Genomic DNA, 24,686 nt, shown 5'->3' on the forward strand with positions numbered 1-24,686 from the left:
GAATGTGGTGCCAACCCGATGGCCCGGCGCAACAGGAGAGGCGGCGGGCGGCTCGAATTTCACAAAAGTCCGCCGTAAACCTGTATCTTGAAGAACGTAAAAAAGTGTTACAAAGACACCATGTCACCGCCCGGGTGCCGGCCATCGGACATCAAGATGCCAGGCCTGCAGCGCCGTCGCGGGGGCTTTTCGCCAAGCCGATCCCAGTGCCAATGACAACCCTCGCCCTTCAATTCGAACAATACGGCGCCTGGAGAACCGGGGTACTCAACTCCCTGGCCGAATTCCGCTCCTGGCTCCAGCAGCACGATCTCTACGACGCCCAGGCCGACGAACGCGTCCAGCGCATCCAGGGCGTGCTCAAGAGCGACCGGCTCAAGGTGGCGTTCATCGCGGAGTTCTCGCGGGGCAAGAGCGAGCTGATCAACGCAATCTTCTTTGCCGACTACGGCCGTCGCATCCTGCCGTCTTCCGCCGGGCGCACCACGATGTGCCCGACCGAGCTGCGCTACGACGAAGCCGAGGCACCGTGCATCCGGCTGCTGCCGATCGAGACGCGCCTGCAGGAGGCTTCCACCGCCGATTTCCTTGACGTCGACGCGCACTGGCATACGGTGCCGCTCGACCCCTCGTCGCCCGACGGCATGCTGGATGCGTTCCGGCATGTCGTCGAGACCAACCGCGTCACGCGCGAGATGGCCGAGTCGCTCGGCCTGTACAACGAGAACGATCCCGACGCCGCCTACGCGCTCGATGCCGACGGCATGGTCGAGATTTCCCGCTGGCGCCACGCGGTCATCAACTTCCCGCATCCGCTGCTGCGCCAGGGCCTGGTCATCCTCGATACGCCTGGCCTCAACGCGATCGGCACCGAGCCCGAGCTGACGCTGCGCCTGATCCCGGACGCGCATGTCGTTGTGTTCATGCTGGCGGCCGACGCCGGGGTGACCAAGAGCGACCTCGACCTCTGGCGCAGCCATGTGAGCGCAGGCCACCGCAAGGGTTGCCTGGCCGTGTTGAACAAGATCGATGGCCTTTGGGACCCGCTCAAGTCGCCCGCCGAGACCGCGGCCGAGATCACGCGCCAGGTCACAACCAGCGCCCATGTGCTGGGCATCGACGAGTCGCGCGTCTATCCGGTGTCGGCGCAGAAGGGCCTGGTGGCCAAGGTCACTAACGACGACGACCTGCTGGCGCGCAGCGGCCTGCCGCAATTCGAGCACGTGCTGTCGGACCAGCTGATCCCGCAGCGGCGCGAGATCGTCGCCGACCAGGTGCAGCGCTCGGTGGAGGAGATGGCACGCGGCGCGCAGCAACTGCTGCAAAGCCGCCGCCGCAGCATCGTCGAGCAGTTGTTCGAGCTGCGCGGCCTGCGCGGCAAGAACCACGCGATGGTCAAGCACATGCTGATGCGCGTGCAGTCCGAGAAAGAGGAGTTCGAGCAGAGCATCGCCAAGTTCCAGGCGCTGCGGCTGGTATTCGGGCGCCATAGCGCCGACATCATCAAGAGCCTGCAGCTGCGCGACGTGCGCCGCACCATGCGCGAGCGCCGCGAGCAGATGAAGGAGCGTTTCTTCTCGCGCGGCATGCGCGAGGACATGGACGGCTTGTTCGCGCGGCTTGGCGAACTGGTCAGCGAGGCGGACCAGAAGATCGCCCAGCTACACCAGCTCACCGACAGCATGTACCGCCGCTTCAATGCCGAGCATGGCTTTACGCTGCCCGCGCCGATCCAGTTCGTCACCGCGCGCTACGTCAGCGAACTGCAGCAGACGCTGGCGCTGGCCCACACGCACTTCGGTGCCATGAACATGCTCACGCGCACGCGCCCGCAGCTGGTGCAAAGCGCGTTTTCCACCATCGCGACCCGCGTGCTGGAAACCTTCCGCGATCTGAACCGCGATATCGAGATCTGGCTCAAGTCGGTGATGACGCCGCTGGAGGCGCAGGTGCGCGAACACCAGAAGCAGTTGCGCCGCCGGGTCGATTCGATCGAGCGCATCCATGAGGCCACCGACACGCTCGAGAGCCGCATCGCGCAGCTCGAGGAAGTGCTCAACGGCCTGGACGATCGCAGCGGGCGCATCGAATCCTTCTCCAGGCGGATCCTGCAGCCGGACGCCGACGAGGGGCAGCTCAGGGCGTTCGCGGCCTGAAGCGCGGCCGGCGCAAGGCTGGCCGCGAGTGCCGGTGGCGGCGAGGCGGTATCATGACGCGCCGCTGCCTGCGGCGCTGTCGCCCTGTTGCCTTACCCGTCACGTACCCGATGCCCCGCAAGCCCGCTGTTTCTCCTGCCGTTTCTTCCGATCTTCCCCCGCCGTGGTTCCTGCCGATTTCGCTGCGCGCGTGGTGGGCTGGCAGCGCGTGCACGGGCGCCATGACCTGCCCTGGCAGAACACCCGCGACCCTTACCGCATCTGGCTGTCCGAGATCATGTTGCAGCAGACCCAGGTCAACGCGGTGATCGAGTATTTCCAGCGCTTCGTCGGTCGCCTGCCAACCGTGGCCGCATTGGCCGAGGCCAGCGCGGACGAGGTGATGGCGCTGTGGGCCGGGCTTGGCTACTACTCGCGCGCGCGCAACCTGCATCGCTGCGCCAAGGCCGTGATGAGCGAGCATGGCGGCGTGTTCCCGACCGACCCCGAAGTGCTGGTGACGCTCCCCGGCATCGGCCGCTCCACCGCGGCGGCCGTGGCCGCGTTCAGCGCCGGCGTGCGCTCGCCGATCCTGGACGGCAACGTCAAGCGCGTCTTTGCCAGGTTCTTCGGCATCCATGGGCATCCCGGCGTCAAGGCGGTGGAGAACCGCATGTGGCAGCTTGCCGATGAGGTCTTGCCAGCCAAGGGGACCACGCAAGCCGAGGACATGGTGTCCTACACCCAGGGCGTGATGGACCTTGGCGCCACCGTATGCTCGCGCGGCAAGCCAGCTTGCCTCGCCGCCGCCGCGTCATGCCCGCTGGCGAGCGACTGCGTGGCGCGCCGCGACGGCCTGACCGGCGTGCTGCCCACGCCAAAGCCGCGCGCCGCCATTCCCGAGCGCAGCACCGTGATGCTGCTGGTCCGCCGCGGCCGCGAAGTCCTGCTCGCGCTGCGCCCGGACAGCGGCATCTGGGGCGGCCTGTGGAGCCTGCCCGAAATGCCGGTCGATACCGTGCCCTTCGATGCGGAGCTGGCCGAAGACGCTGCGCTAGAGCGCGCTCGTGAATTCGGCAATCCCGGCGCTACCTACATGGTCGGCGAGCTCACCCATGTCTTCACCCACTTCCGCCTGCTGATCCGCGCCATCCGCGTCGACGTCACCGGCCTCGTAGTGCGTGACGCAGATAGCGGCCCCGCGCTGCGCTGGCTTTCGCTGGACGATCTGGACGCGGTAGGCACGCCCGCGCCAGTGCGCAAGCTGCTGGAAGCGCAAGCCCAGGGCGGTCTGTTTTAACGGCGTCTCGGAAAATGCGAAGAAATCGTAGCGAGCGGCCCGTGGCAGGCGCGAGCACCGCAGCGCCTGCCACCGGTCGCGCAGTAGATTCTTGATGCAGTAGGCACGCCAGCCCCAGTGCGCAAGTTGCTGGAAGCGCAAGCCCAGTGCGGTCTGTTTTAACAGCGTCTCGGAAGTCTTGATGCAGTAGGCACGCCAGCCCCAGTGCGCAAGTTGCTGGAAGCACAAGCCCAGGGCGGTCTGTTTAAACAGCGTCTCGGAAGGTGCGAAGAAATCGTAGCGAGCGGCCTGTGGCAGGTGCGAGGAGCGCAGCCGTACATGCGTACGGCGAGCACCGCAGCGCCTGCCACGGGTCGCGCAGTAGATTTATTCGCACCTTCCCTACAGGATGTGGTGCTGGTGCATGTACTTGTGCACGATCTCGATCCGCATCCCGGCGTCCGGCAGTGCCATCAACATCTGCTTGGCCTTGAGCGGCACCGGCAACAGTTCGCACAGCCGATTGGCGACCCAGCTGGGGTCATCCCACAGGAACGGCTCGGTGAACGGCAGCTTGCCCGGATGCTCCGCATGGAGCGAGGCGACGATACGCCGCAGCACGGCCAGGCATTCGCCCAGCAGCTCCAGCTTGCAGTCGATGATGTCGGGCGGCAGCAATTCCGCCTGGCCAACCAGCAAGCCATCCGGGTTCAAGCTGTGGCCCAGCAGCCGGAAGCGCTGGCGGCCCCGCGCGCTGATCAGCAGCACGCCAAGTTGCTCCATATTGCAGTCGACGATGTCGGCCAGGCAGCCGATCGGCTCGGGCAGCGTGGGCTCGTCCGGCCGCGCGACCTCGTTACCGCTGGCGATCAGGCAGACGCCAAAGGGCGTGCGATCGCGCATGCAGGCGCGCACCATGTCCACATAGCGTGCTTCGAACACGCGCAGTGGCAACAACCCATCGGGAAAGAGTACGGTGTGCAGTGGAAACAGCGGCAGGCTATCCAGCGTAGGCGCCGCCGAGGTGCTGTGCGAGGCGGGGCTGGATGCGGATGAACTGGGCGTGGCGGGTGAGGACATGCTGAGCCAGCAAAGGTTTCGGGCGGGGATTGCCGAGCCTGGCCGCGAAACCTGGCGGTGCGGCGTTCAGCCGCCCGGTGCGAGCTCGCGGTGTCTCACCAGCACATTACCATGGGCGCGAAAATAGTTGGCAAGTCTTTCCGCGATGTAGACCGAGCGATGCTGGCCGCCCGTGCACCCGATTGCGACGGTCAGATAACTGCGATTGTCGGCGATGAAACTTGGCAGCCACTTTTCCACATAGGCGCGGATGTCATCGGCCATGGCCAGCACCATCGGCTGGCTCTGCAGGAAATCGATCACGGGCTCGTCGCGGCCGGTTAGCGGCCGCAGCGCCAGGTCGTAATAGGGGTTGGGCAGCGAGCGCACGTCGAACACCAGGTCGGCGTCGCTGGGCACGCCGTGCTTGAAGCCGAACGACTCGAACAGCAGTGTGAGCTTGATGTCATCGCCGCGCACGAATTCCTTGATCCACGCGCGCAGTGTATTGGTGCGCACATTGCTGGTGTCGATGCGGTGCGCAGCCTCCGCCAGCGGGCTCAGGAGCTCGCGCTCCATCTCGATGGCCTCGATCAGCGAGGTGTCGTTGAATGTGGCCTCGGCGGCGCTATCCGCAGGATTCTCGTTCTTGGGATTTGCCGAGAGCCCGGCCATGGCCGCGCGCATCGACAGCGGATGGCGCCGCCTCGTCTCGGAATAGCGCTGCACCAGCGCATCGGTATTGGCGGTCAGGAAGACCACCCGCACCTGGTGCTCGGAGGCGAGGTCGCGAAGCGTGCCAGGCAACTCGTCCAGCGATTCGCGGCTACGAATATCGGTGGCTACGCCCAGATGGGTGTAGCCCTGCGCCGCGAGGTACTGGGCCAGCTCCGGGATAAACTGAGCCGGCAGGTTGTCGACGCAGTAATAGCCCGCATCTTCCAGTACGTTCAGGGCAACGGATTTGCCGGAGCCGGAGATCCCGGTGATAAGTATGATGCGCATAGCGTGACAAGCATAACATCAGGTGATGACGCCGTCATGACGGCGACGCGCCAGTAAAAATGGCGAACCGAAGAGGTTCGCCATTTTTACATGTCCGCGCCGCAAGTGATGCCGGCAGCTTACTTGGACAAGCAATCGCTCATGAAGGCTTTGCGCTCGTCACCCTTCTTGCCGGTGGCCTGCGCGTTGCAGGTCTTCATCTTTTCCTGCTGGCTGTTCTTGGCGGGTGCGGCCGCGGGCTTGTTGGACAGGCAGTTGCTCATGAAGGCCTTGCGCTCGTCGCCCTTCTTGCCGGTGGCCTGCGTGTTGCAAGCCTTCATCTTGTCCTGCTGGGTGTTAGGGGCCGCCGGGGCCGCCGGTGCCGCAGGTGCAGCGGCCGGTGCATTCTGGGCGAAGGCGCCGGTGGCAAAAAGCGGGGCTACCAGCACGCACATCGCGATCAATCTTTTCATGCTTGCTCTCCTGGCTGTGGAAAACTTCATGGCTGCTGGCCTGTCGGCTCGGCAACTCGGGGCTGGGCCCAATGCCCATTACTGCACAAAACGGCCTATGCCCCGATCGCGTTGACGATCGAAGCGCAGCTGGATGTAAGCAATTGAAAACAGCCCCTCTACGGGGCTGCCAAACCTAGAGTAGCCGACCCTGGCCCCGCGATGCGACATCGGCCTGCATCGCGGCGCGCTGGCGGTCCATGAAGTCGCGCAGCGTGTCGATGCCGCGCAGGCGCAGGATGGTGTTGCGCACGGCGGCCTCGACCAGCACGGCGAGATTTCGGCCGGCCGCCACCTGGATCTTGACCATGTGGATGGGCAGGCCGAGCACGTCGAGATACTGGGAATCCAGCGGCAGGCGCTCGAATTCGCCGTCGTTGCGGCGTACCAGCTGCACCACCAGCTTCAGCTTCATCTTGCGGCGTACCGCGGTCTCGCCGAAGATGGTCTTGATGTCGAGCAGGCCCAGGCCGCGCACTTCCAGCAGGTTCTGCAGCAGCGGCGGGCACCGGCCCTCGATGAAGTCCGGCCCGAGGCGCACGAAATCCACGGCATCGTCCGCCACCAGCCCATGTCCGCGCGAGATCAGTTCCAGGCCGAGCTCGCTCTTGCCCAGGCCGGATTCGCCCATCACCAGCACGCCCATGCCGAGGATGTCGAGGAACACGCCGTGCATGGTCACGCGCGGCGCGGAAATGCGGGACAGGTAGAGGCGCAGGTGATCGATCACCGCCGCGGAAGACACCGGCGTGGTGAACAGCGGGGTGGACGAGCGCGTGCAGCGCAGTTCCAGGTCCGGCGGCGGCTCCATGCCGTCGGCGATCACCAGGAACGGCGGCTCCAGCAGGATCAGCTCGCCCATCTGGCGCTTGCGCATCTCGTCGTCGAGGCGCTGGTAATACGTGATTTCGGGCTTGCCCAGCACCTGGATCCGGTTCGGGTGGATCAGGTTCAAGTGGCCGACGAGATCGGCCGCGGACGTGGCTTCACGCGCAAACTCGACATCGAAGGCCCGGTCCGCGCCCTCCAGTCCTGCTACCCAGGAGAGTTTGATATCGGCTGCGTTGTCGTCGAAGATCGACTGCGAGGTGACGCCAGTGAGTTCCATTCGGGTGCTTTCAGGGACGGGCTTTCAGTGGCGGATCAAGGGTGCCATTGCGTCAGCAACTGATGCACGTCGTCGGGGGTGGGCAGGGTAGCCAGTCCTTCGCGCATCTCGCGGTCGGACAGCAACTGGGCGATCTCGGAGAGAATTTCCAGATGCTGCTGGGTGGCCTGTTCGGGCACCAGCAGGAAGATCAGCAGCGCTACCGGCTTACCGTCGGGCGACTCGAAGGGGATCGGCTCGGCCAGGCGCATGAACGCGGCCAGCGGCTGCTTCAGTCCCTTGATGCGGCCGTGGGGGATCGCAACCCCGGCGCCAAGGCCGGTGGACCCCAGCGACTCGCGGGCGAACAGGTTGTCGGTCACGGTCGCGCGCGCAACGCCATGGTTGTTCTCGAAGAGGAGCCCGGCCTGTTCGAACACGCGCTTCTTGCTGGTGACGCTGACGTCGAGGTTGATGTTGCCGGGTGGCAGCAATTTAGCCAAACGATTCATGTGGAATGCGCAGGGTTTTCTAGTAAGCAGGCCCGGGGCAAGGAGGCGTCCCGCCGGGCGGAAAGAAGATAAAAACCAAGGCCCGATGTTTCCACCGGGTGTCCCCATGCCGGTGTCGGGCGTCTGGCCATTATAGAGCAGGCCCGCTGCCGCTTTGTGCATTGCAATAGCCGAGGCGCTGAAGCGGTGCCGCATGCACGGAAATGGCCAGGCAAATCAACTATGTATGGCACAGCATACACCGGTACATATGCGTTGCGGAATCCCCTGCGTGGCCCGAAGGGGGAGGCTGGAACGAAAAAGCCGCGCTCTGGGCGCGGCTTGATTCCGTTTTCAATGGACTGACACCGACGGCCCGGTATGTGGGCCGCCAGGCACGGTCATTGCTGCATCTGGGATGCGGCCATCTGGTACTTGACCGCTTCACGGTCGTGGCTTTGCACGCGATCCTTGTGGCGAATCACCTGCCGGTCGAGCTTGTCGACCAATGCGTCGATAGCGGCATACAGGTCTTCATGATGCGCTTCGACAAAGATGTCCTTGCCCTTGAGATGTAGATTGATTTCCGCGTACTGCCGCCGGTCCTTTTCTTTTGTATTGTCGACAGAGAGCAGCACACTTACGCCAATGACTTGATCGAAATGCCTGACGATACGCTCCAGTTTCGTTTCCACGTACTCACGCAGAGGGGGCGTGATGTCCAAGTGGTGTCCACTGATCTTGAAGTTCATAGCGTTTCTCCTTCTGAAAGAGCTGCATCAGGCAGGCGATGCAGCTCGGCTACAAAGTCTTACGGAGATTGACCGCGGGAATCTTGAGCGCTTCGCGGTATTTGGCAACGGTACGCCGTGCCACCACAAAGCCTTGCTCGCCGAGCAATTCGGCAATCCGGCTGTCGGACAAGGGGTTCCTAGCGTCTTCGGCTCCTATCAATTGCTTGATCAACGCACGGATTGCCGTTGATGAGGCCGCGCCGCCGGTTTCTGTGGATACGTGAGAGCCGAAAAAATACTTCAGCTCGAAAGTCCCCATCGGCGTTGCCATGTATTTATTGGTAGTCACCCGAGAGATGGTGGACTCGTGTAAACCCAGTGTATCGGCAATCTCCCGCAAAACCAAGGGGCGCATCGCAATTTCACCGTGGGTGAAGAAGTTCTTTTGACGTTCGACAATGGCTTGTGCGACGCGCAATATCGTGTCGAACCTCTGCTGGATATTCTTGATCAACCAGCGTGCTTCCTGCAGTTTTTGCTGCAGTCCCGCCGCGCCGGCATCGCCTTTTGCACCGCGCAAAATCTGCGCGTACATGTCGTTGATACGTAGCCGCGGCATCACATCCGGGTTGAGATGGGCGATCCATCCGCCGCTCAACTTTCGAACAAAAACATCGGGCACCACGAAGTCGGCTTCCGGCCGGCTGTAGGCATGGCCGGGATAGGGCGCGAGCGAGCGGATCAGTTCATGCGCCGCCTTGAGTTCCGGCTCGTCCACTTGCAGGGCCTTTTTCAGGCGCGTGTAATCGCGCACCGCCAGCAGTTCCAGGTGATTGGTGACGATGCTCAGCGCCAGTTCGCGCTGCGGATGCTTGAGCCTGCGCAGTTGCAGCGCCAGGCACTCGGCTGCGTTGCGCGCCCCGACACCCGGCGGATCGAAGCTCTGCAGCAGCGTAAGCACGGCCTGGATCTCGTCGACCTCGAACTCGAGCTCCTCCGGCAGCTCGCTGCAGATTTCCTCGAGCGTGGCGCTCAGGTAGCCGTCATCGTCCAGGGATTCGACCAGGAAGATGGCCAGCCCTTTGTCGCGCAGGGAAATCTTGAGCGGCGCCAGCTGCTCCATGAGGTGTTCGCGCAGCGTGGGCTCGGCGTCGCGCAGCTGCATCGGCGTTTTTTCGTCGTCTTCGCCTTGCGGGCGGCGGGCGAAATCGTCCAGGCTCCAGTCGTTGCCGTAATCCTCGTTGCTGTCGGAATAGCTGTCGTCGGCCTCGGGGGCGCCATCGGGGCGGTTTTCGCTGGTGCCCTGGCCATCGGCGGGCGCTGGCGCGGGCGCGCTCTGGAGGTTCACCGAGCCGTCCGAGGACACGCGCAACGGGCTGTCGAGCCAGTCGTTCTCGCGCTCGAGCAAGGGGTTCTCGGTCAGCGCCTGTTCCACTTCCTGCTGCAGTTCAAGCGTGGACAGTTGCAGCAGCCGGATCGACTGCTGGAGTTGCGGCGTAAGCGCGAGATGCTGCGAGAGGCGGAGCTGTAGCGACGGTTTCATGCGACCTATTTTATGCCCAACTTCCGTGCTGGTGGAACGGAAATTGCTATCGCTGGCGTCGCATGATCGTTTGAAGGATGAAAGGCGACACCGAAGCCGCCCGAGTCCGATGCGCGGCAGGCGCCGCGCGCGCCTTTACATGCGGAAGTTCTCGCCCAGGTAGACCTTGCGCACCGACTCGTTGGCGATGATGTCTTCAGGCTGGCCGGACGCCAGCACCGCGCCCTCGCTGATGATGTAGGCGTGGTCGCAGATGCCCAGCGTCTCGCGTACGTTGTGGTCGGTGATCAGCACGCCGATATTGCGCGCCTTGAGGAAGCTGACGATGCGCTGGATTTCGCCGACCGCGATCGGGTCGACGCCGGCGAAGGGCTCGTCAAGCAGGATGAAACGCGGCGCGGAGGCCAGCGCGCGGGCGATTTCCACGCGGCGGCGCTCGCCGCCGGACAGCGACAGCGCCGGGTTGTCGCGCAGGTGGGCAATCTGCAGGTCATCCAGCAGGGTGTCCAGCCGGCGCTCGATCTCGGCCTTGCCCAGGGGCTTGCCATCGTTGAGCTGCAGCTCCAGCACCGCGCGGATGTTCTCCTGCACATTGAGCTTGCGGAACACCGAGGCTTCCTGCGGCAGGTAGGACAGGCCCATGCGTGCCCGCTCATGGATGGCCAGGCCGCTGATGTGCTTGTCGTCGAGCACGATATCGCCCTCGTCCAGCGCCACCAGCCCCACGATCATGTAGAACGACGTGGTCTTGCCTGCGCCGTTGGGGCCGAGCAACCCGACCACTTCGCCGCTCTTCACGTCGAGGGACACATCCTTGACCACAGTGCGCGAGCCGTAGCGCTTCTTCAGGTGGCGCACGACCAGCGTGCTGCTGTCCTTCAGGGTGGCGGGCTGGGACGGTGCGGTTTGGGTAGCGGTCATGAAGGTGAAGGCAGAATCCGTGGATTGGGGGCGTGGCGGCGTCAGGTCAGGGGTTGACGGGGGCGGGTGCCGGCTTGAGCGGCAGCGGGTTGGCTGCGGCGCCGCTGGCGGGCTGCTCCTGGCGCGGCGACAGCACGGCGCGCACGCGGCCGGACGGGCTGCCCGCGGTCGCATTCTCGGCGCCGCCGCTGGCCGTATAGAACTCGTTGCGGCTGTCATAGGTGATCACCGCGCCGCGGATCTCGTCGACCAGCTTCGCGCCGGCCAGGCGGGCCATGCGGGCGCGCCCGATCAGCTTGGACAGCTCCTGCTTGCCGTCATATTCGATGCGGTCGCCCCAGCCGTCGATGTACTCGTCGACGTTGTCGCGCTTCTGGCGGATATAGGCTTGCTTGCCACCCTTGGAGGTCGCGACCGCGTACTGGTAGCCCTCGGGGTCGGTACGGACTTCGGCCGCGTCGGATTTCAGCACCATGGTGCCCTTGGTCAGCACCACGTTGCCGGTCAGTACATAAACCTGCTTGACGTCGTCGTAGCTGGCATTGTCGGCCTCCAGGACCAGCGGCTTTTCGCGGTCAGCTTTTTCGGCGCTGGCGGGCGCGGACAGCGCAAGGCCCAGGACGGCTGCCAGCGTCAGCAAAGCGGCCGTGCTGCGGCGGCGACAGGACGAAGTCGTCAGGAATGGATTCATGTTGGCGTGATGGCGGTTGACGCGGGCGGCTGGAGCCCGCGGGCGGCTTCAGGGCTACTTCGCGGGACTTGCCGGCGGCGGCACCGTAATGATGGTGCCGCGTACGTTACCCAGCAATTGTACTTCGCGAGTGACATTGTTAAAGATCAGGCCGTTGGCGGTCATCACCGACGGGCCGCGGGTCAGCTTGACAGCCTTGTCGGTCTTGACGATGTCATCGTTGACCAGCACCTGGAAATACTCCGAGGCGGCCGTCATCTTCGGATCCTTGGCGGGGTCGGTGCCCTGGGCGCGCACGATGAAGCCATTGCCGAACAGGTCGATGACCGAGCCTTCCGCGTTCATCGTGCCGCGATCGGAGTGGCCAGTGACGGGCGGGCGGTCGATTTCGTAGGAGCGCATGGCCGGGCGCGTCACCTCGTAGGTCTGGTCGTCCTCGAAGTGGATCATCTTGTCGCCGGTGAAGCGCAGCTTGGTGTTCCCGTCCTCGGCAAGCTCGGTCGCGGAAAAACGGATCATGTAGTAATCCGGCTCATGCTTCTTGCCGACCGGCCCGGTGTCCGCTTCCTTCGGGGAGTTGACCTGCACCAGCCAGAAGGTGCTGCCCGCCACCAGCGCCATCAGCAGCAGGGGCAGCGCTCGCATGGCAAGCCGGCTCAGGGAGGACAGGATTTCCCGCATAGGCATGGGCTGGCCTCAGATGACCTTGGCGCGGGTCAGGTCGTGGATGTGGAGCGCGCCGACCAGGCGCCGCTCTGCGTCGACCACCAGCATCTGGTTGACACGGTTCGCCTCCATCACCTGCACGGCTTCCACGGCCAGCTGGTCCGGCCCGACGGTATGCGGCGTGCGGTGCATGACCTCGCTGATGGGTACGGTCTTCCAGTCGCGGGGGTTTCGAGCAGGCGGCGCAGGTCGCCGTCCGTGAAGACGCCGATCAGGCGGTCGTCCGGATCAACCACCGCGGTCATGGCCATGCCCTTGCGGGTAATTTCCATCAGGGCTTGTGCCAGCGGTGTGCTCTCGCGTACCTTGGGCACCGCGTTGCCGCTGCGCATGACGTCGCGCACGTGGGTTAGCAGCTTGCGCCCGAGCGCGCCGCCTGGATGCGAGCGGGCAAAATCTTCCTCGCCAAAGCCGCGGGCATCCAGCACGGCCACCGCGAGCGCGTCGCCCATCGCCAGTGCGGCGGTGGTGCTGGCGGTCGGGGCCAGGTTGAGCGGGCAGGCTTCTTTTCCACGCCGGCATTGAGGTGCGCGTCGGCCAGCTTGGCCAGCGTGGAGGCGGGGTTCCCGGTCACGGAGATCAGCTTGGCGCCGATGCGCTTGACGATCGGGACGATCGAAAGCAACTCGGCGGTCTCTCCGGAATTGGAAAAGGCGATCAGCACATCGTCGCGCGTGACCATGCCCAGGTCGCCGTGGCTGGCCTCGGCGGGATGCACGAAAAACGCGGGGGTGCCGGTCGAGGCCAGCGTGGCCGCGACCTTGCGGCCAATGTGGCCGGACTTGCCTATGCCGGACACGACCACGCGTCCGCTGCAATTGAGCGTCAGTTGCACGGCCTGCGCGAATCCGTCGTCCAGGCGGCCTGCGAGGGCGGCGACGGCGTCGGCTTCGATCTGGAGGGTCTCGCGAGCGAGCCGAAGTGCTCGATCCGCATTGAAATTAGCTATCATGGCGACGAAGTATACCAACGAATGCGATGGCGCTTGGGCTGTTCCTGGGATCGGGCGGCCGGGGAGGCCATCGCGCTTGCCGTAATCCACCGGCAGGGTCGCCCGCACCGGGCCGGCCCGGTGCCCGGGGCGGCGTACCCTGACCCTGTCGATGCACTCTCCGCTGGACCTTACCCTAGTCCTGCTGGCCGCCGCCGTGTTCGGCGTGGTCGCCTTTCGCATGCTGCAGCTGCCGCCCATGCTGGGGTACCTGGTCGTCGGCATCCTGATCGGGCCGCACGCGCTCGGGCTGGCCAGGGATACCGCGCAGACCAAGTACCTGGCCGAGTTCGGCGTGGTCTTTTTGATGTTTTCGATCGGCCTGGAGTTCAGCCTGGGCAAGCTCAAGGCGATGAAGCGGCAGGTGTTCGGGCTGGGCGGCTCGCAGGTGGTGCTGTCGCTGCTGGCGGTGATCCCGGCGAGCTGGGCATTCAACTGGCTGTTTCCGCTGTCCTGGCAGGCCTCCGTGGCGCTGGGCGGGGCGTTGGCCATGTCGTCCACCGCCATCGTGTCCAAGATGCTGTCGGAGCGCCTGGAGCTGGAAAGCGAGCACGGGCGCAATATCATCAGCATCCTGCTGTTCCAGGACCTGGCCGTGGTGCCGCTGCTGATCGTGATCCCGGCGCTCTCGCGCGATCCTGGCGACCTGATGATGGCGCTGGGCCTGGCCACGGTGAAGATCGTGGTGGCCCTGAGCCTGATCTTCTTCGTCGGCCAGCGCTTCATGAGCCGCTGGTTCCACATCGTGGCAGCGCGCCGCTCGCAGGAGCTGTTCATGCTCAACCTGCTGCTGGTCACGCTGGGCATGGCCGCGCTGACCGAGCGGCTTGGCCTGTCGATGGCGCTGGGCGCCTTCATGGCCGGCATGCTGATCTCCGAGACGCCTTATCGCCATCAGGTGGAGGAGGACATCAAGCCCTTCCGCGACGTGCTGCTGGGGCTGTTCTTCGTCACCATCGGCATGCTGCTCAATATCCATGTGGTGCTCGACCACCTGTGGCTGGTGCTGGCGCTGCTGGCGGTGCCCATTGTCTTCAAGCTGGTCCTGATCTCCGGCCTGGCGCGCCTGTTCGGCTCGCGCCCGGGCGTGGCGATCCGTACCGGCCTGGGCCTGGCGCAGGCCGGCGAGTTCGGCTTCGTGCTGCTTAACCAGATCGACGGCCTGAACCTGGTCGATCCCGTGCTGATCCAGGTCATCCTGGCCTCGATGCTGTTGTCGATGCTGGCGGCGCCGTTCCTGATCCAGTACAGCGACGCCATCGTGTTGCGCTTTACCGCCAACGAGTGGCTGATGCAGTCGCTCAACATGACGCGCATCGCGGCGCAGAGCCTGCAGACCGAGAAGCACGCCATCATCTGCGGGTTTGGCCGCAGCGGCCAGAACCTGGCGCAAATGCTGGAGCGCGAGGGCATCACCTACGTGGCGCTGGACCTCGACCCGGACCGCGTGCGCGAAGCCGCCGGCGCGGGCGACACGGTGGTGTACGGCGATGCCGGCCGGCGCGAAGCGCTGATCGCGGCGGGCCTGCATCGCGCGGCTGCCTTGATCATCACCTACAACAACACGCCCTCGGCCCTCAAGGTGCTGCACCATGTGCAGGAACTGGAGCCGGCGCTGCCCGTGATCGTGCGCACCATGGACGATTCGGAACTCGACATCCTGCAAAAGGCCGGCGCGACCGAGGTGGTGCCGGAGAGCATCGAGGGCAGCCTGATGCTGGCCTCGCACGCGCTGGTGCTGCTGGGCGTGCCGATGCGGCGCGTGGTGCGCGGCGTGCAGGAGGCGCGCGACGCGCGCTACAGCCTGTTACGCGGCTATTTCCACGGCCGCGACGACGAGGAAGACATGGTGGAGCGCGAGTCCGTGCGGCTGCACTCCATCTCGCTCGGCCCGGAGGCCACGTCGGTGGGGCGGCGCCTGGGCGCGCTGGGGCTGGATATTATCGGGGTGGAAGTGACGGCGGTGCGCCGGCGCGGCATCCGCGCGTTCGATCCGGAACCCGATACGGTGCTGGAGCCTGGCGATATCGTGGTGTTGCGCGGCCAGCCAGAGGCGCTGGAAGCGGCCGAGGCGCGCATGCTGGCCGGCTGAGGCTGCGCTATGCGCGCAGCGGCCGCAAGTTCAGGTTCATGCCGCCGCGCGGCTGCCGACGTGCGCCTCTTCCGCCCACGATGGCGGCAGGCCTTCTAGCACGGAGCGCGCGTCGAGCGAGCCGATCGGGACGCGCGGGTCGGCGGGAATGCGGCCTTCGCCTTGCAGCATCAGGTAGCGCAGGCAGCACACGCGCAGGAAGGACGTGAAGTTTGCCGCCTCGCCCCGGTATGCCACCAATTCGTCGTGCAGCCGGGTGATGAGCTGGCCCACGCTCATGCCGTCGCGGCGCGCCAGCGTTTCGAGCACTTCCCAGAACAGGCTTTCCAGCCGGATGCTGGTGGCCACGCCATGCAGCCGGAGCGAGCGCGACTGGCCCTGGTACGACTGCGGGGTGGCCCGGATGAAGATTTCACACATAGAAGAACTCCCGTGCGGAACGGCCCGCGATAGCCCTCGACAGGCTCGCGGGCCGCGTTCGGTAGCCTCTAATGTACGATCTTGGTGCCCAGGACGGCAAGGAACTGCGCCAGCCATGCCGGGTGCGCGGGCCAGGCCGGTGCGCTCACCAGGTTGCCGTCGGTGTAGGCCTGGTCGACCGGGATGTCGGCATATTTGCCGCCCGCCAGGCGTACTTCGGGCGCGCACGCCGGATAGGCCGAGCAGGTCCGGCCTTCCAGCACGCCGGCCGCGGCCAGCAGCTGGGCGCCGTGGCACACCGCTGCGATCGGCTTGTTGGTGCTGGCAAAGTGCCGCACGATCTCCAGCACCCGCTCGTTCAGGCGCAGGTATTCGGGCGCGCGCCCGCCCGGGATGACCAGCCCGTCGTAGGCTGCCGGGTCCACATCGGCAAAGCTCGCGTTCAGCGCGAAGTTGTGGCCGCGCTTTTCACTATAGGTCTGGTCGCCTTCGAAATCATGGATGGCGGTGGGGCAGCTGGCGCCGGCCGCCTTGTCCGGACACACCGCATGGACCGTGTGGCCTACCATCTGGAGTGCCTGGAAAGGCACCATGGTTTCATAGTCTTCGGCGTAGTCGCCGACCAGCATCAAGATCTTTTTTGCCATCGCTGTCTCCTGTATGGTTACGGGTGTCCCGGGGGAGCCGCGCCGCAAAGCGTGCAATCCGCCCAGGCGTTGCCCATTGTGTTGCCGATTGCGGCAGCCCGGGTGGTAACCCATTACCGCATCCAGCCTGCCGATATGGCGGGCGGTCCGAACGAGTCCCCATGCCCAACACCACGATCCAGTCGTCCGCCCTTGGCGACGTTACCCACTACCTGCGCGAACGCATCCGCACCGTGCCGGACTGGCCTCAGCCCGGCGTGATGTTTCGCGACATCACGCCATTGCTGCAGGATCCCAAGTCCCTGCGCGTGCTGATCGACGTCTTTGTGCACCGTTACATGGACGCCAAGCTCGACGTGGTGGCCGGCATCGACGCACGCGGCTTTATCCTGGGCGCCATCGTGGCGTACGAGCTGAACCTGGGCTTCGTGCCGATCCGCAAGAAAGGCAAGCTGCCCTTCGAGACCGTGGCCGAGGAATATGAGCTGGAGTACGGCAGCGCCACGGTGGAAATCCACGCCGATGCCTGCAAGCCGGGTGACCGCGTGCTGCTGGTGGACGACCTCATCGCCACCGGCGGCACCATGATGGCCGGCCGCAAGCTGCTCGAGCGCCTGGGTGCCACCGTGGTGGAGGGCGCCGCCATCGTCGACCTGCCCGAACTGGGCGGCTCGCGCCACCTGCTGGACAGCGGCCTGCCGCTGTTCACGGTTTGCCGCTTTGACGGGCATTGACGCCTGGCCACGGATCATTGACCGGCGCGCGCATCGATCGCCGCGGCGTGCGTCTGTGTCTGTGTGAGACGCCGTTGCAGGGCTACATTGTTTCTGGCAATGATGCAACAAAATGCCAATAAATGTAATAATATGCCAATCAAGGCGCGCCCGGCATTGGCCGCCCCGGGCACGCCCGCGGTAGTTGCGTCCAACGGCGTGCGCGGCATTACGCCTTGGACTTGCGGCCATTCCGGCCGCTTGCCTATGGCGTTGTCCCCACATGCGCGGGGGCGCATAATGCCCCATTGACAACGATACGATGGCCGGGCGAAGTCTTGCGTGATGCAATGGAGGCACCGGTCACATAAGGGCGCACCATGGGCGTACTACTTCATTTGCTTTCCGGCGTGGCGCTGCTGGTGTGGGGCACCAACATCGTCAAGGTCGGCATCCTGCGCGTGTATGGCGCCAACCTGCGCCACGTGCTCTCCTCCAGCATCTCCAACCGCTTCACGGCCTTTGCCGCCGGCCTCGGCGTGACCGGCCTGGTCCAGAGCAGCAACGCGACCGCCGTCATCGTCAGTTCCTTCGTCGGCCAGGGCCTGATTGCCGTGGCCCCGGCGCTGGCCATCATGCTGGGCGCCAACGTCGGCACCGCCATCATGGTGCAGGTGTTCTCGCTGGACCTGTCGTGGCTGTCGCCGCTGCTGATCTTCGTCGGCGTGATCCTGCATCTGTCCTGGAAGGGCAACAAGCCCGGCCACGTGGGCCGCGTGCTGATCGGCCTGGGGCTGATCACGCTGGCGCTTGAGCTGATCGCCATTGCCACCCGCCCCGTGGTGGAAGCGGCCGGCGTCAAGGTGCTGTTCGGCACGCTCACGGGAGACCCCACGCTGGACATGCTGATCGGCGCCTTCCTGACCATCCTGTGCTATTCCAGCCTGGCGGTGGTGCTGTTCTGCGGCGCGCTGGCCTCGGCCGGCGTAGTGTCGCTGCATGTGGCGATGGCGCTGGTGCTGGGTGCTAACCTGGGCTCCGGCATCTCCGCGTTGCTGACCACCTCGGGCAACAACCAGCCCGGCAAGCGCGTCACGCTGGGCAACCTGCTCTCGCGCCTGCTCGGCTGCGTGATTGCGCTGCCCTTGCTGGGGCAGGCCGAACGCCTGCTGGCGCTGGTCGATGCCGATCCGCAGCGGCTGGTCGTGAATTTCCACCTGCTGTTCAACGTGGCGCTGGCGGTGCTGCTGCTGGGCGCCACGGGTCCGCTGGCGCGCCTGTGCGAGGCGGTGCTGCCCGGGCGCAATACCGGCGATAGCCAGGTCACCCCCGCCACCTCGATCCCGCCGCGCTGCCCACGCCGACGCTGGCGCTGTCCAATGCTGCGCGCGAGGTGCTGCGCATCGGCGACCGCATCGAGCAGATGCTGGACAACATGCTGCGCGTGCTGCGCACCAACGATGCCAAGCTCGCCACCGCCACCTGTCGCATCGACGACGAGGTGGACGATCTCTACACCGCGATCAAGCTCTACCTGACCCGGATCAGCCTGGAGGCGCTGGATGAGCGCGACGGCCGGCGCTGGACCGAGATCATCTCGCTCACCATCAACCTCGAGCATGCCGGCGACATCATCGAGCGCATCCTGCAGGACGCGCGCGAAAAGAAGATCGCCCACAACCTGGCCTTCTCGGAGGCGGGCATGCAGGAGATCTCGCAGATGCATGCGCGCGTGGTGGCCAACCTGCGGCTCGGGCTGTCGGTGTTCCTCTCCGGCGACCTGAAAAGCGCGCAGCAACTGATGGCGGAGAAGGCGACCTTCCGCGAGATGGAGCGCCAGTACGCGCGCACCCACCTGCAACGCATCGCCGAGCAGACCGCCGAGAGCATCGAGACCAGTTCGCTGCACCTCGACGTGATCAGCGATCTCAAGCGCCTGAACTCGCTGTTCTGCGCCACCGCCTACCCGGTGCTGGAAGACGCCGGCGTGCTTAACCGCAGCCGCATGAAGGAAGACGACGGCGAGCCCCGGTGCGGGCGGTGCCGTCGCCGCAAGCGCACTGAGGGCGGGGCTGCCGCTTCACGGAGCCGGCTACAGCTTGTAGCCGATCTCCCGCAGCAAGGTCCGCCGCGAGGCAATGTCCGCCTCGGTTTCCAGCCCGAGCGGCGACGCGCCATCCACCACGCCAAGCACCGCGCGCCCCTGCGCGGTCTGCGCCACCACCACCTCGGTCGGGTTTGCCGTGGCGCAATAGATCCTGCATACCTCCGGCACCGCGCGCACGGTCGCGAGCACATTGACCGGATAAAAGCCGTCGCCAAGGAACAGCAGGAAACTGTGGCCCGCGCCGATCGCCAGCGCGTTCTGGCACGCCAGGTCGATCATTGCCTCGTCGGTGCCGGACCAGCGCACCAGGCGCTTGCCCGAGGCCTCGCAGAATGCCAGTCCAAAGCGGATGCCCGGCACCGCGCCCGCCAGTGCCTCGTGGATGTCGTCCACGGTCTTGATGAAATGGGATTGCCCGAAGATGAAATTGGTCGCCTCAGGCTTGGCGATCTGCACTACGGTGAGCTCCATGGCCGTGCTCCTGCTCTGGCCGGTGCCAGCCCCGGAAAGGGCTTCGACAGGCGCGGCCTTCCGCAGTCTATGGTAGGCCGGGCAAGGTCGAATGCAAGGCGGCTGCGTGCGCCTACTTCGAGGAAGGCGGGCGGCGTCTGCGGCGTGCGCGCTGCAGCATCACGGCGATGGCCACGAGCACGGCCGCGCCGCCCAGCGTCAGCGCCAGATTGCCGGAGACCGCGCCGCTTGCCGTGCCTGGCACCTGGGCCTTGCTGGCAGCGCTGGCGGCGCTGGCGTCCTGGGCGGCTTGCGCGGGCGGGGCGGACGCCGCTGTCGCGGCAGGTTCATCGAGCGCTCGCGCCGCCGGCGCTGCCAAGTCGATGGGCGTGACCGTGGCCTGCGCCGCGGCGGGACCGGCAGCGGCGCTGCCGAGCAGCAGCGCGCATTGCCAGGCGCACAGGATGAGGCGGGATTGCGCGCGCACTGCGTTTCAGCGACGCTCTAGCAGCGGCGCCAGGTACTTGCCGGTGAAGCTCGCGCGGCTCGCCGCCACCGTTTCCGGTGTGCCCTTGGCGATCACCTGGCCGCCCCCAGCGCCGCCTTCCGGGCCCATGTCGAGCAGCCAGTCCGCGGTCTTGATCACGTCCAGGTTGTGCTCGATGATGACCACGGTGTTGCCCTGGTCGCGCAGCTTGTGGATGACCTTGAGCAGCAGCTCGATATCGTGGAAGTGCAGGCCCGTGGTGGGCTCGTCCAGGATGTAGAGCGTGCGGCCGGTGTCGCGCTTGGACAGCTCCAGCGACAGCTTGACGCGCTGCGCCTCGCCGCCCGAGAGCGTGGTGGCGGACTGGCCCAGCCGGATGTAGCCCAGGCCCACGTCGAGCAGCGTCTTGAGCTTGCGCCGCACGACAGGCACCGCCAGGAAGAACTCGTGCGCGTGCTCCACCGTCATGTCGAGCACTTCGTGGATGTTCTTGCCCTTGTAGAGCACTTCCAGCGTTTCGCGGTTGTAGCGCTTGCCGTGGCAGACATCGCAAGGCACGTACACATCAGGCAGGAAGTGCATCTCGACCTTGATCACGCCATCGCCCTGGCAGGCCTCGCAGCGCCCGCCCTTGACGTTGAACGAGAAGCGGCCCGGATCGTAGCCACGCTCCTTGGCCGAGGGCACGCCCGCGAACAGCTCGCGGATCGGCGTGAACAGGCCGGTGTACGTAGCGGGGTTCGAGCGCGGCGTACGGCCGATCGGGCTCTGGTCGACGTTGATGACTTTGTCGAAATGCTCCAGCCCGTCGATGCGGTCGTGCGCCGCGGGCTCCGCCGTGGAGCCATACAGGTGGCGCGCCACCGCGTGGTAGAGCGTGTCGTTGATCAGCGTCGACTTGCCCGAGCCGGACACGCCGGTCACGCAGGTGAGCAGGCCCACCGGGATCTCGGCGCTGACGTTGCGCAGGTTGTTGCCGGTGGCATTGATGATGCGCAGCAGCTTTTCCTCGTCGGGCGCGGCGCGCTCCTTGGGCACCTCGATGCGGCGCGCGCCGGACATGTACTGCCCGGTGAGCGAGTTGGGCGACTGCTCGATCTGCAGCGGCGTGCCTTCGGCCACGATCATGCCGCCGTGCACTCCGGCGCCCGGGCCGATGTCGACCACGTAGTCGGAGGCGCGGATCATGTCTTCGTCGTGCTCCACCACCAGCACGGAGTTGCCGATGTCGCGCAGGTGCTTGAGCGTGCCGATCAGGCGGTCGTTGTCGCGCTGGTGCAGGCCGATGGAAGGTTCGTCGAGCACATACATCACGCCCGTCAGGCCGGAGCCGATCTGCGACGCCAGCCGGATGCGCTGCGCCTCGCCGCCCGACAGCGTGTCGGCGCTGCGTTCCAGCGACAGGTAATCCAGCCCCACGTTGTTGAGGAAGTTCAGGCGCGCGCTGATTTCCTTGACGATCTTGTCGGCAATCTCGCGCTTGGCGCCGTGCATGTCCAGCGTGAGGAAATACGTCAGCGCGTCGCGCAGCGGCCAGCCGTTGATCTCGTAGATGGCGCGCGCCTGGTCGTTCTCGCCCAGCTTGACGTGGCGCGCCTCGGTGCGCAGGCGGGTGCCGTGGCAGGCGGGGCAGGGCTGGTTATTCTGGTACTTGGCCAGTTCCTCGCGCACCGCGATCGAATCGGTCTCGCGATAGCGCCGCTCCAGGTTGGGGATGATGCCCTCGAAGGCATGCTCGCGCACCGTGGTGCGGCCGCGCTCGTTCATATAGGTGAACGGGATCTCCACCTCGCCGGAGCCGTGCAGCACGACTTCCTGCACCTCGGCCGGCAGGTCCTCGAAAGCCGTCTCGAGCTCGAAGTCGTAGTAGGCCGCCAGGCTCTGCAGCATCTGGAAGTAGAACTGGTTGCGGCGGTCCCAGCCCTTGATGGCGCCCGAGGCCAGCGACAGGTTGGGGAAGGCCACCACCCGCTTGGGATCGAAGAAGGTGATCTGGCCCAGGCCGTCGCAGGTCGGGCAGGCGCCCATCGGGTTGTTGAACGAGAACAGGCGCGGCTCGAGTTCCTGCAGCGAGTACGAGCAGATCGGGCAGGCGAACTTGGAGCTGAATACATGCTCCTGGCTGGTGTCGATCTCCAGCGCGATGGCGCGGCCATCGGCCAGGCGCAGCGCGGTCTCGAACGATTCCGCCAGCCGCTGCTTGATATCGGGGCGCACCTTGACGCGATCCACCACCACCTCGATGGAGTGTTTCTCGGTCTTCTTCAGCTTGGGCAGCGCGTCCACCTCGTAGACAACCGCCGGCGCCTCATGCGTGGTGCCGCCCCCCGAACGCACGCGAAAGCGCACGAAGCCCTGCGCCTGCATGGTGTCGAACAGGTCGGAATGCTCGCCCTTGCGGTTGGCCACCACCGGCGCCAGGATCATCAGCTTGGTGTCTTCGGGCAGCGCCAGCGCGGCGTCGACCATCTGCGAGACGCTTTGCGCCTGCAAGGGCAGGTTGTGATCGGGGCAGTAAGGCGTGCCGGCGCGGGCGTACAGCAGCCGCAGGTAGTCGTGGATCTCGGTGACCGTGCCCACTGTCGAGCGCGGGTTGTGGCTGGTTGCCTTCTGTTCGATGGCGATCGCCGGCGAAAGCCCCTCGATCAGGTCGACGTCGGGCTTCTCCATCAGTTGCAGGAACTGGCGCGCGTAGGCCGACAGCGACTCCACGTAGCGGCGCTGGCCCTCCGCGTACAGGGTGTCGAAGGCGAGCGAGGACTTGCCCGATCCGGACAGCCCGGTAATCACGATCAGCTTGTTGCGCGGCAGATCGAGATTGATGTTCTTCAGGTTGTGGGTACGGGCACCACGGATTCTAATTTCTTCCATATACCGATTGTCTTCGCCAGGCGGGGCCGCCGGTCGGGTCGACAGGCCGGGTCTCACGGAATTTCAAGAAAAAGCATGCCAGCAGGGCTGCAGCCGGCTTCAGGCCAGCCTCGGGCCGGGCTTCGCCGGCCCGCGCCGGGGCTTGCGGCGTCCGGTCCGGACCCGAAAGCGCAGCGGAGCAAACCTGTTAATATACCGAACTTCGGTTTCCGGGGGTTGCTTGGGCCATTAGACTGCGCCCTGCAGCAACGGTGGCAGAAGCGCCGCAACTTCCGCTCCGGCCGTGGATCGAAGTTGTCGCCGCCCCGTCAGCATTGGGGTGATGCGGTGCGTGCGCGGTGCACGAGCCGGCAATCCGTCATAGAAATTCCCCACGATCGCAATGTCGTCGATCCATAGCTCCTCCCAAGATGCGGCCAAGGCCGACGATTCCAAGGTTCAGCCGGCTGCCGGGCGCGACCGCATGACCAGCATGGAAGTGCGCGCCAGCATTTCGCTCGCCAGCATCTTCGCGCTGCGCATGCTGGGCCTGTTCCTGATCCTGCCCGTGTTCGCCGAGTACGCGCACGGCCTGCCCGACGGGCACGATGCCCAGCGCGTGGGCCTCGCCATGGGCATTTACGGCCTGATGCAAGCCTTCCTGCACATTCCGCTCGGCTGGCTGTCCGACCGCGTCGGCCGCAAGCCGGTGATGGTGGCCGGCCTGCTGCTGTTCGTCGCCGGCGGGCTGGTGGCGGCCAATTCCGACACGCTGTCCGGCATCATCATCGGCCGCTCGCTGCAAGGCATGGGCGCGATCTCCGCGGCCATCACCGCCTGCATCGCCGACCTGACCCGCGAGCAGCATCGCACCAAGGCCATGGCCATGGTGGGTGGCAGCATCGGCCTGACCTTCGCGCTGTCGCTGGTGATCGCCTCGCCGCTGCTGCACAGCATCGGCATGCCGGGGATCTTCACGCTGATGTCGGTGCTGGGCGTGATCGCCATCCTGGTGACCCTGTTCCTGGTGCCCACGCCGCCGCCGCCGCATCCCGTGCGGCTGCCGTTTCGCAGCGTGCTGCTCAACCCCGACCTGATCCGCCTGAACGTGGGCGTGCTGGCCTTGCATGCGTCGCAGGTGGCCATGTTCATGGTGGTGCCGGCCATGCTCAGCGACGCCGGCATGCCGCTGGACCAGCACTGGAAGGTCTACCTGCCGGTGGTGCTGGTGTCCTTCGTCCTGATGCTCGGCCCGATGATGGCCGCCGAGCGCTATGGCAAGGTGCGCCCCGTGCTGCTCTGCGCTGTTGGCCTGATGACCGCGGTGCAACTGCTGTTTGCCGCCGTGCACGGCCTGTGGGGCATCGTGGGCGTGCTGCTGTTGTTCTTCGTCGCCTTCAATGTGCTGGAGGCCATGCAGCCCTCGCTGGTATCGCGCTACGCCGCTGCGGCGCGCGGAGCGGCGCTTGGCGTCTACAACACCACGCAGGCGATGGGCCTGTTCCTGGGCGGCGCGGTGGGTGGCTGGCTGCTCAAGCATGAGGGCCGCAGCGCGGTCTTCATCGGCTGCGCCGTCGTGCTCCTGCTCTGGCTTATAATTGCCTGGAACATGAAGTCGCCTCCGGCCCGGAAAAGCAGTGTCCCGGCCGTCGCTGTCTGAAGTTGGCAGCCCGCGGTGGTTGGCCCGCAAGGGTTGCCCGCATCACTTCGTATAGCTTTTTGCCGTAAATTGGCACTAGCATGACCGCGCGCCCGACTTCTTGGCCG

20 protein-coding genes and 2 pseudogenes are annotated in these 24,686 nt (G+C 65.7%); 6 read left to right on the top strand and 16 right to left on the bottom strand.

The features are described from left to right. The first annotated feature begins 212 nt into the window (after positions 1–212). Together OMK73_RS31115 and mutY are read left to right on the top strand one after the other, a co-directional pair. The gene (locus OMK73_RS31115) at positions 213–2,156 is read left to right on the top strand and encodes a dynamin family protein (protein WP_267605414.1); all 1,944 of its coding nucleotides are present in this window, start codon (positions 213–215) and stop codon (positions 2,154–2,156) included. Between the two features lie 163 nt (positions 2,157–2,319). Next, complete coding sequence (gene mutY, locus OMK73_RS31120) at positions 2,320–3,435, top strand: A/G-specific adenine glycosylase (RefSeq protein WP_420715613.1); 1,116 nt, start codon at positions 2,320–2,322, stop codon at positions 3,433–3,435. Between the two features lie 381 nt (positions 3,436–3,816). On the opposite strand, the gene OMK73_RS31125 is transcribed toward mutY, so the two are convergent. The 11 genes and pseudogenes from OMK73_RS31125 to OMK73_RS31175 form a co-directional block, all read right to left on the bottom strand. After that, a complete protein-coding gene (locus OMK73_RS31125; protein ID WP_267605416.1) occupies positions 3,817–4,494 on the bottom strand; it encodes an LON peptidase substrate-binding domain-containing protein in 678 nt (225 codons plus the stop codon). Positions 4,495–4,560: 66 nt separating this feature from the next. After that, positions 4,561–5,478: an RNase adapter RapZ gene (rapZ, locus tag OMK73_RS31130; protein ID WP_267605417.1), complete on the bottom strand. Its 918-nt coding sequence runs from the start codon at positions 5,476–5,478 to the stop codon at positions 4,561–4,563. A gap of 119 nt (positions 5,479–5,597) precedes the next feature. After that, a complete protein-coding gene (locus OMK73_RS31135; RefSeq protein WP_267605418.1) occupies positions 5,598–5,930 on the bottom strand; it encodes a PsiF family protein in 333 nt (110 codons plus the stop codon). Between the two features lie 175 nt (positions 5,931–6,105). Then, entirely contained in the window at positions 6,106–7,077 is a 972-nt protein-coding gene (gene hprK / locus OMK73_RS31140; RefSeq protein ID WP_006159437.1) for an HPr(Ser) kinase/phosphatase, read from the bottom strand. Positions 7,078–7,112: 35 nt separating this feature from the next. Then, on the bottom strand, positions 7,113–7,568 hold the full coding sequence (ptsN, locus tag OMK73_RS31145; RefSeq protein ID WP_006159436.1) for a PTS IIA-like nitrogen regulatory protein PtsN: 456 nt from the start codon (positions 7,566–7,568) through the stop codon (positions 7,113–7,115). Between the two features lie 380 nt (positions 7,569–7,948). Then, positions 7,949–8,299, bottom strand: coding sequence for a ribosome hibernation-promoting factor, HPF/YfiA family (hpf, locus tag OMK73_RS31150; RefSeq protein ID WP_006159435.1), 351 nt, complete (start codon positions 8,297–8,299; stop codon positions 7,949–7,951). 49 nt (positions 8,300–8,348) lie between these two features. After that, entirely contained in the window at positions 8,349–9,824 is a 1,476-nt protein-coding gene (locus OMK73_RS31155) for an RNA polymerase factor sigma-54 (protein WP_267605421.1), read from the bottom strand. 135 nt (positions 9,825–9,959) lie between these two features. Next, positions 9,960–10,745, bottom strand: coding sequence for an LPS export ABC transporter ATP-binding protein (gene lptB, locus OMK73_RS31160; protein WP_150991814.1), 786 nt, complete (start codon positions 10,743–10,745; stop codon positions 9,960–9,962). 46 nt (positions 10,746–10,791) lie between these two features. Continuing rightward, positions 10,792–11,436 (bottom strand): lipopolysaccharide transport periplasmic protein LptA, encoded by a 645-nt coding sequence (gene lptA / locus OMK73_RS31165; RefSeq protein ID WP_267605422.1) that lies wholly within the window; start codon positions 11,434–11,436, stop codon positions 10,792–10,794. Positions 11,437–11,490: 54 nt separating this feature from the next. Next, on the bottom strand, positions 11,491–12,117 hold the full coding sequence (lptC, locus tag OMK73_RS31170; RefSeq protein ID WP_267606579.1) for an LPS export ABC transporter periplasmic protein LptC: 627 nt from the start codon (positions 12,115–12,117) through the stop codon (positions 11,491–11,493). Between the two features lie 15 nt (positions 12,118–12,132). After that, positions 12,133–13,114, bottom strand: a pseudogene (locus tag OMK73_RS31175) (KpsF/GutQ family sugar-phosphate isomerase). Between the two features lie 151 nt (positions 13,115–13,265). On the opposite strand from OMK73_RS31175, the gene OMK73_RS31180 reads away from it, so the two are divergent. Continuing rightward, positions 13,266–15,245, top strand: coding sequence for a monovalent cation:proton antiporter family protein (locus OMK73_RS31180; protein ID WP_267605423.1), 1,980 nt, complete (start codon positions 13,266–13,268; stop codon positions 15,243–15,245). A 36-nt stretch (positions 15,246–15,281) separates the two neighbouring features. Here the strand turns inward: OMK73_RS31180 and OMK73_RS31185 are convergent, their stop codons facing one another. Continuing rightward, complete coding sequence (locus OMK73_RS31185) at positions 15,282–15,665, bottom strand: ribbon-helix-helix domain-containing protein (RefSeq protein WP_267605424.1); 384 nt, start codon at positions 15,663–15,665, stop codon at positions 15,282–15,284. 68 nt (positions 15,666–15,733) lie between these two features. Then, positions 15,734–16,312 carry a DJ-1/PfpI family protein gene (locus tag OMK73_RS31190; protein WP_043343454.1) on the bottom strand — a complete coding sequence of 193 codons (579 nt, stop codon included), beginning with the start codon at positions 16,310–16,312 and terminating at the stop codon, positions 15,734–15,736. A gap of 161 nt (positions 16,313–16,473) precedes the next feature. Between OMK73_RS31190 and OMK73_RS31195 the strand changes: the two genes are divergently transcribed. Both OMK73_RS31195 and OMK73_RS31200 read left to right on the top strand, forming a co-directional pair. Beyond that, positions 16,474–17,046 (top strand): adenine phosphoribosyltransferase, encoded by a 573-nt coding sequence (locus tag OMK73_RS31195; RefSeq protein WP_267605425.1) that lies wholly within the window; start codon positions 16,474–16,476, stop codon positions 17,044–17,046. A 359-nt stretch (positions 17,047–17,405) separates the two neighbouring features. Beyond that, positions 17,406–19,054, top strand: a pseudogene (locus OMK73_RS31200) (Na/Pi cotransporter family protein); the annotation flags it as partial. 63 nt (positions 19,055–19,117) lie between these two features. Here the strand turns inward: OMK73_RS31200 and OMK73_RS31205 are convergent. From OMK73_RS31205 to uvrA, 3 genes are all read right to left on the bottom strand, one after another. After that, the gene (locus OMK73_RS31205) at positions 19,118–19,603 is read right to left on the bottom strand and encodes an adenosine-specific kinase (protein WP_267606580.1); all 486 of its coding nucleotides are present in this window, start codon (positions 19,601–19,603) and stop codon (positions 19,118–19,120) included. Positions 19,604–19,715: 112 nt separating this feature from the next. Then, the gene (locus OMK73_RS31210; protein ID WP_267606659.1) at positions 19,716–20,069 is read right to left on the bottom strand and encodes a hypothetical protein; all 354 of its coding nucleotides are present in this window, start codon (positions 20,067–20,069) and stop codon (positions 19,716–19,718) included. Positions 20,070–20,075: 6 nt separating this feature from the next. Next, positions 20,076–22,940, bottom strand: coding sequence for an excinuclease ABC subunit UvrA (gene uvrA / locus OMK73_RS31215; protein WP_267605428.1), 2,865 nt, complete (start codon positions 22,938–22,940; stop codon positions 20,076–20,078). Positions 22,941–23,322: 382 nt separating this feature from the next. Here uvrA and OMK73_RS31220 point away from each other — a divergent pair, with 382 nt between their 5' ends. Next, on the top strand, positions 23,323–24,579 hold the full coding sequence (locus tag OMK73_RS31220; protein ID WP_267605429.1) for an MFS transporter: 1,257 nt from the start codon (positions 23,323–23,325) through the stop codon (positions 24,577–24,579). Positions 24,580–24,686: the final 107 nt, after the last annotated feature.

Source organism: Cupriavidus sp. D39 (assembly GCF_026627925.1).
GTDB classification, from domain to species: Bacteria; Pseudomonadota; Gammaproteobacteria; order Burkholderiales; family Burkholderiaceae; genus Cupriavidus; species Cupriavidus ulmosensis.